Source organism: Psychrobacter sp. Ps7 (assembly GCF_022129225.1).
GTDB lineage: Bacteria > Pseudomonadota > Gammaproteobacteria > Pseudomonadales > Moraxellaceae > Psychrobacter > Psychrobacter immobilis_A.
On the sequence record NZ_JADQAH010000053.1, the window covers coordinates 12,869 to 20,116 of the forward strand.

General features: G+C 42.9%; 7 protein-coding genes. 2 read left to right on the plus strand and 5 right to left on the minus strand.

Annotation, left to right across the window (positions count from 1 at the left end):
• The coding region (locus tag I3257_RS13265) for a DUF3360 family protein (RefSeq protein WP_238050054.1) at nt 1-1,454 on the minus strand (1,454 nt) is incomplete at its 3' end.
• A 515-nt stretch (nt 1,455-1,969) separates the two neighbouring features.
• On the opposite strand from I3257_RS13265, the gene I3257_RS13270 reads away from it, so the two are divergent.
• Nucleotides 1,970-2,527, plus strand: a complete 558-nt coding sequence (locus I3257_RS13270) for a DUF4442 domain-containing protein (RefSeq protein WP_238050055.1) — start codon at nt 1,970-1,972, stop codon at nt 2,525-2,527.
• Nucleotides 2,528-2,802: 275 nt separating this feature from the next.
• On the opposite strand, the gene rplS is transcribed toward I3257_RS13270, so the two are convergent.
• The 4 genes from rplS to rpsP all read right to left on the minus strand — a co-directional run bounded on the left by rplS (nt 2,803) and on the right by rpsP (nt 5,224).
• The gene (gene rplS, locus I3257_RS13275; RefSeq protein ID WP_045445905.1) at nt 2,803-3,195 is read right to left on the minus strand and encodes a 50S ribosomal protein L19; all 393 of its coding nucleotides are present in this window, start codon (nt 3,193-3,195) and stop codon (nt 2,803-2,805) included.
• 182 nt (nt 3,196-3,377) lie between these two features.
• Nucleotides 3,378-4,148, minus strand: coding sequence for a tRNA (guanosine(37)-N1)-methyltransferase TrmD (gene trmD / locus I3257_RS13280; RefSeq protein ID WP_087813637.1), 771 nt, complete (start codon nt 4,146-4,148; stop codon nt 3,378-3,380).
• A gap of 87 nt (nt 4,149-4,235) precedes the next feature.
• Nucleotides 4,236-4,769: a ribosome maturation factor RimM gene (rimM, locus tag I3257_RS13285; protein ID WP_045445903.1), complete on the minus strand. Its 534-nt coding sequence runs from the start codon at nt 4,767-4,769 to the stop codon at nt 4,236-4,238.
• Nucleotides 4,770-4,954: 185 nt separating this feature from the next.
• Nucleotides 4,955-5,224, minus strand: coding sequence for a 30S ribosomal protein S16 (gene rpsP, locus I3257_RS13290; RefSeq protein ID WP_045445900.1), 270 nt, complete (start codon nt 5,222-5,224; stop codon nt 4,955-4,957).
• Between the two features lie 478 nt (nt 5,225-5,702).
• On the opposite strand from rpsP, the gene I3257_RS13295 reads away from it, so the two are divergent.
• The gene (locus I3257_RS13295; RefSeq protein WP_201540625.1) at nt 5,703-7,181 is read left to right on the plus strand and encodes an ATP-binding protein; all 1,479 of its coding nucleotides are present in this window, start codon (nt 5,703-5,705) and stop codon (nt 7,179-7,181) included.
• Nucleotides 7,182-7,248: the final 67 nt, after the last annotated feature.

Here is a 7,248-nt window from a genome sequence, read left to right on the forward strand (position 1 = left end):
ACCACAAACATAATACCCGGTATGATCCAGCGGCTCATTTTAGTCAAATTGGCACTGCGTTCTTTAGAACCAATTAAGCCTAAATTATCCAGTAATAGCGTGAGCGACCAACCAAATGCAGGATTTACGAGTGCAGAAGCAAACACTACAATTGCAGCAGACTGCGTGGTTTTACCTTCGCGGGTCATCTCCATACCAGCTTCAAGTAGTGGGATAAACACACCAACGATCAAGGCCACACACATCACTGGTTGCCAGATGGCTAAATCCATCGGATAACCCCAAACCCCTGCGATAATACAGAACAATGCTGTCAATAAGGCACCAGCAGGAATCGGACGTTTGGCAATCGCTGCTGGGACAATATAAGTGCCCCACGATGACGCAAAGTTAGCACCGCCCAATACAGAGCCGACGACCTGACGAAACGATGCGCTGGTCATTGTATCATCGATATCCATGAGTACCTTTTCAGTACGTTTAGGATAGCTGATTTTTTGAAAGACCTGATGGCCTAAAAAATCTGGTGACCACATCGCAACCGCCAAAATAGCAAACGGCAGTACGACAATGAAGCTTTCAACCGTCGGTAATCCTAGCATCCAACCGGTATTTTCACCCCACCAATACATCGGGTTCATGTTTGGTAAACCTGGTGCAGTTTTGAACTCAAAGGGTGCACCCAATGCAAATGCAAGTCCGCCACCTAGTACACAGCTTAGCGGAACTGCAAGCCAGCGTTTTTGCCAATGCTCAAGTAATGCATATAGCAGGATAGTGGCCAAAATAATGAAAAAGGCAATATGCGACATGCCAATACCTTCTGCCCAAGCAAAGAGGTTTTTGACCTGTGAGGTGGTACCGATAAACCCTAAGTAAATCAAGAGGCCACCGCACACGCCTTTACTGGTCAAGTTTGCCAGCAGACTGCCCCCTTTACTGATTGCCAATAGCAAGCCGAAGGCACCGATGAGCAGACCAAAGGCCATGGGATGGCCGCCAGCGGCCACGACAATAGGAATAAGCGGAATAAGGGGGCCGTGAGTACCTGCAAGGTTGGCTGTCGGGAGTAGAAATCCTGAAAATAAGATGATAAAAAATGAAACGATTAATAGCTCATAACGAACGTTTTCTAAAACAAACGCATCGCCCAAACCAAGTGGACCTGCAAATGTTGCAGCAATCGCACCCACCATAACCACTTTACCAATCGTTGCAGCCATTGCAGGAATAGTATCTTCATACTCAAAGCGATAATCACGAAACGGCAAATTGGGACGCCAGCGTTTTGGCTGCATGATTTGTAATTCATGATTCAGATAAGCGTCACGACTGTCAAAGCTTGCGCTTGGTTTGTGTAAATCAAGGTAGCTACCTGATGGCTCGCTGTCGTAATTAGATGGATTTGATGACTGCTGATTAGACCCTGAAGAAGGGATCTGAGTGTTACTCATCACATTTCCTTATGTCGACTGAGGCTTTATTTAACTGATAATTTGATAGTGAAATTTAATGTGACTAAAGCGTCTATTAAAAATTGCAAGCCATTGTATGACATAAGAACTCGAAATGCGAACTTAGAACCACTCAAAAAGTCCGTACACTATTATAATATATAAATGAAAGTTTCCATTTAATGCAAAATTAAACTTAATAGAAAACCATGAGGAAAAAACACACTTAATATAAACTTTAAATTAGAATAAATGACCTTTTTCTTAATAATTATCTGTATCTAGATATTTGTTATCACATAACTAAATATTAAAGATAGTTATAATAAATAGTTTATTATAACTTTTAAGTAACTATAGAAAATCCATGTCAGTTACGCTTTAAGCCTAGCGGTTTTGATATTTTTTACTTATGATAAATGCCCTTTCGTGACTGCTCTTTGATAGAAGTACACTAAAAAATTTGACTCAAACAGTATCACTAAAAAATATAAAAGAAGCAATAGGACGAATTTATGAGGTTGCTACCCACCAATTTTGAGACGCTAAAACGCAGAGCCAAACAAAGTATCATGCCGTTATTGACACCTCACCTACTGAAGCTGCGTATCAATACTTATGCCCCATACGTAGGCGCTGGTATCAGAATCGATCACCTCAATCTCGATCAAGGTTTGTGCGTGGTAAGTATGGGGCTGAATACGCTGAACAAAAACATCGTGGGCACTCAGTTTGGCGGCAGCCTGTATTCGATGGTAGATCCATTCTATATGATAATGCTGATGCACCAACTGGGCAGCAGTTACGTAGTATGGGACAAAAGCTCACATATTGAGTTTATTGCCCCTGGTAATAGCAAAGTCACTGCGCGCCTAAAAATTCCTAGCAATGAAATCACCACGATTCAGGAATTAGCAAAAGAAGGCGAGCCAGTATTTCGGGAATACCAAGCAGATATCGTCGATGATCAACAAAAAATTATCGCTACCGTCACTAAAACGCTCTATATACGCTTGCGTAAGTACAGCAAATCTAAAGACCAAAATAGCCGTATCGAAAATCTCGATGGTTAGAGGCTTAAAGGCAATTTTTAAAACGTTTCTCTAGATTTGTGATTTAAAGCATATTAATTAAAGCGCATTAATTAAAACGACAGAAACAAAAACCCCAATCTGGCATACGCACAGATTGGGGTTTTGTCTTTTTTGGTACTACCCGCTTATTTATATGATAAACCTATGAATAAGGGCTTGTATCTGGCTTTTCGCTATTGCCGAATCGCATAATAGACGGTTCAGCAATAAAGCGATATTAAGCACAATGCTTAAAAGCAGATACTGGATATAATCTAAGCGTTAGCTTTTGGCTTAACAGCTTTAGGTGCACGCGGAGCAAGCTTCTCGCGGATACGTGCTGATTTACCAGAGCGCTCACGTAAGTAGTATAGTTTCGCACGGCGAACAGCGCCACGGCGTTTCACTTCGATGCTATCGATGATTGGTGAATGCAATTGGAATGCACGCTCAACGCCAACACCGCTTGAGATTTTACGTACGGTAAACGCTGAGTTTAAACCGCGGTTACGTTTAGCAATTACAACGCCTTCAAAAGCCTGTAAACGCTCACGCTCACCTTCACGTACTTTTACTTGAACCACAACGGTATCGCCGGGTGCAAAGCTTGGGCGCTCAATCAATTGAGCATTTTCGATGACCTGAACCAATGGATGCTTGTTGCTCATGAGAGTTATCTCCTCACATTAGATAATAGAGGCTTGACGCATATCACCTGTTTGTAATAATGGATCGTATCTTTTTAATGAGACACAACGTAAGTGGGTTATGACAAACGGCCATTATGCTATGACTCGTTTTGTTGTTGCTCAAAATTCTGTTGCTCAACTGTTTATCTTTTTAGCCGCTATCAACGCTGTTTTTTATCTGCTTTCGCCAATGCTTTTAGCCACTTTGCTTGCTCTACCGTTGGCGTAAACGCTTGCCATAAGTCTGGACGACGCGCTTGCGTACGTTCGACTTGCTGACTAAAGCGCCACTTCGCGATATTGGCATGGTGACCTGAAAGTAACACTTCAGGCACTGCCATACCCGCAAACTCATGCGGCTTAGTATAATGTGGACAATCAAGCAAGCCATCGACGAACGAGTCTTGCTCAGCTGACTTATCATCACCCATAATATCAGGCAGACGACGTATCACACTATCCATTAGCACCATTGCTGGTAGCTCACCACCAGTAAGTACGTAATCACCAAGCGATATTTCCATGTCAACATATTGCGACAGTAGGCGCTCATCAATACCTTCATAACGACCACATAATATAATCATGCCGTCATACTCAGTCATATCGACCACACTACTCTCACTCAGCGTCTGTCCTTGTGGCGACATATAAATCACCGGACAGTGTGCTTTGTCGACACGGCAGCCGTGCTGACTTGCTCGTAGGCGCGCATCCTCAATCGCTTGGGATAATGGCTCAGCCATCATTACCATGCCAGGACCGCCACCATACGGACGTTCATCAATACGGCGATAATTATCACTGGTAAAATCACGCGGATTAATGCATTCAATCGTCACTTGTTTCTGAGTGACTGCTCGACCCGTGATTCCAAACTCACGAATCGTGGCAAACATCTCAGGGAAAATACTAATAACGGCAAAATACATTAGGTATCTACTTGCGCAGTGGCTAATATTGGCTAAATGAATCGGTGTTATTACTGATAAAGCTTAACCGCAAAGTTAAAATTATTATCAATAATCACTCGGCCATGCCACTAGCACTGTTTTTTCAGTCAGACTGACCTGTACTACAGTTTGCTTGTGCCATGGAATCAGGCGCTCATCGGCATCTAAACTGTCTGAGTTTGCCGCAACCCGCATAATTGCGTGAGCGCCAGTCTCAAACATCTCAGTAATGTCGCCTAAATACTCATCCTGCTCATTTACAACGCGCAGGCTGACCAAATCCGACCAGTAATATTCATCTTCAGCGGGTTCTGGCAAGATGTCTTGCTCGACCCAAAGAGTTACCCCGTTCATAGTCTCAGCAACATTGCGATCAGGAATCTGCTCAAACTGAGCCACAATTCCTGTGCCTTGCTCACGCCAAGCCTTAACGGTTAAAGGCTTCATGCCGGTAGCGGTTTTCATCCACCAAGGTTTAATGTCAAATATCGCCGTACGATCATCTGTCTCACTAAATACCCAAAGCCAACCTTTGATGCCATAAGGCTTTTTGAGCTGACCAATTTTCATAAGGGCACTAGCGTTTGGAGCAGAAGACATAACGGCTAACCTAACAATGATGAACACAGCGAAGATAAATAAAAAGCAATTAAAAACGATAAACGCAGTTAAAAGCGATAAACAATTAATGGCGTACCTAGTTAGACCAGTTACGCTATGTTTTTTACTAAAGTCTATCGAGACTGCTTATAGACGAGCTATCAGCGTCTCAGTGACCACAAAACTTAAGCAGTTGCTTCAGTTTGCGCGACAGACTTGTTGAAAGCTTTTGCTAATGAAGCAACGCGATCTGAAGGTTGTGCACCTTTTGCGATCCACGCATTGTACGCTTCCATATTTAGGCGTACTGCTTCTTCAGACTCTTTAGCGAGTGGGTTAAAAAAGCCGATGTTTTCAATATAGCGACCGTCACGCGCGCGGCGTTGATCAGCAACAACTACTTGATAAAATGGGCGTTTCTTGGCACCGCCCCGTGCTAAACGAATAACAACCATGTGAATTCTCTCTTTCGCAGGTATACCAAAAAGGGCATAATTATATCACAGTCTTGATTTATTGAAAACATAAACTGCGCTTATTTAATTATTTATTAACAATAGCTTAAATGCCCGTCGATGTAAAATACAATTGATCATCACCACTAATTTTTAACTGAAGATACTGCCTCTACATCATGTCCAAGTGGCTCGTTGCTGTATTATTCAGCGCTATATTACTCAGTACTATATTAGTACAAATTTGAGTATTCAATTGTTGCCTACTGTTTTAAAGCCATCCGTGTCATTCATTGATTATGCTACTCTATAACATAGTCAGCGAGTGAATGATGCTATCGCCTACTGAATTGTGTCATCGTTCAAGAGTATTAGCTATTACGCTACTCATAAGTATGGCACGTTGTTTTGAACGACATAAAAAAGCACCATTTTTACACTAAACTCAATAAAGCATCTTTTAATATGTTGGATCCATATGACCACACCAAAATCGCAACCACGTCGCAAAGGGCGGTTTACTCGCTCTTACTCCAACACTTGGCTGACAACCTTGATGGTCTCTTTCATTGTTCTTATCAGTGTCAGCTTGTCGATTCTGTTTTTTTGGCGCAGTCTATATTTACCCGAGCTTAAAAACCATGCACGTTACTTAACGAGCGAGCTGCAGTTGATGAATAGTGTCAACAAAGACTGGAAAAATCGTCCTGAAGTACGCCAATGGATTTATCAACACTCGCATGTCGTGGTAGTGAATAATCCTAATGATTTCCCAGCAGTGTCTGATAAGGCCTTTGTCGGCGTCTTCACTGATGTCTTACAACGCGAAATCGGTGCGCAATTGGGTCGACCTGTCGAGGTTTATTTTAAATTCAAACCGACACCGCAGCTTTGGGTGCAAGACAGCCGTGATGACAGCTTTTGGATTCGTGAACCCGTGGTTTATTATTCGCAATATAGTCCAGCATTATTGGTGCTGTTTCTCATTGGATTACCTATTTTATCGCTGCTGACCATTATTCTACTGGCGCGGCAATTAAATCGTCCGCTACGATATTTGCAGCGTGCCGCGACCAACTATATTCGCCTCGGTCATGCCACTACGTTGCCAACACAAAAAGGGCCTACGGAGATACGTCAGGTCAACATGGCATTCAATCGTCTATTCACGACGTTAAATCAAGCACAAAAAGAGCGTACGATTATGCTTGCTGGTATCTCGCATGATCTGCGAACGCCCTTAACTCGTATGCGTTTGACTGCTGAGATGCTACCTGATGACTTTTTTCGAGAGGGATTAATTTATGATATTGAAGACATGGATGCCATTTTAGAGCAGTTTATCTCGTTTATGAAAGATGGCTCCGATGAGCCAGTCAGCCTAACCAATTTGGATACCATCTTTAATGAGATCATGGTGCAATTTGCACCAATGGAGTTCATCTATCAATCAGAGTGTCACAAAGTGGTTCCTGTGCGCCCCATGTCTATCAAACGCCTTGTGATCAATCTGGTCAATAATGCCAAGCGTTATGGCAAACCACCCATTTACCTATCAGCGACTGTTGTGCCAACTTTTATAGAAACCATTGAAGAGGAAGATAGCGATGTTGTCAGTGAAAATGTCGTCAATAGAGAGGCGCAAGAACAATTGCTGATATGTGTGCGTGACTGTGGTGATGGCGTTGCGGAAGATCAGCTAGAACGTATTATGCAGCCTTTTGAACGCGGAGAGACAGCACGTACCACACAAGGCAGTGGTTTAGGTCTAGCGATTGTCGATCGTATCGCCAGATTGCATCATGGGACGGTAGAAGCCATTAACCATCCCGACGGAGGTTTACAAGTGTGTGTGCGTATTCCCCTACTTTCCAAGGTTGCTGGAGATACGACCATGGCAGCCGATACAGAAAAAACGCCTGTCTCTAATCACAAGACATGGAACAAAGAAGACTGATAGCTGCTGAACTGTTCATCACTAAAGCTAATAAATGCTCAAAACAATTCGCTGCGACTATTTAGTT

Bases quoted from the DNA above. Each gene is read 5' to 3' on its own strand.
- I3257_RS13270 (WP_238050055.1), top strand. From the start codon at position 1,970: ATGAGGTTGCTACCCACCAATTTTGAGACGCTAAAACGCAGAGCCAAA.
- rplS (WP_045445905.1), bottom strand. From the start codon at position 3,195: ATGAGCAACAAGCATCCATTGGTTCAGGTCATCGAAAATGCTCAATTG.
- trmD (WP_087813637.1), bottom strand. From the start codon at position 4,148: ATGTATTTTGCCGTTATTAGTATTTTCCCTGAGATGTTTGCCACGATT.
- rimM (WP_045445903.1), bottom strand. From the start codon at position 4,769: ATGTCTTCTGCTCCAAACGCTAGTGCCCTTATGAAAATTGGTCAGCTC.
- rpsP (WP_045445900.1), bottom strand. From the start codon at position 5,224: ATGGTTGTTATTCGTTTAGCACGGGGCGGTGCCAAGAAACGCCCATTT.
- I3257_RS13295 (WP_201540625.1), top strand. From the start codon at position 5,703: ATGACCACACCAAAATCGCAACCACGTCGCAAAGGGCGGTTTACTCGC.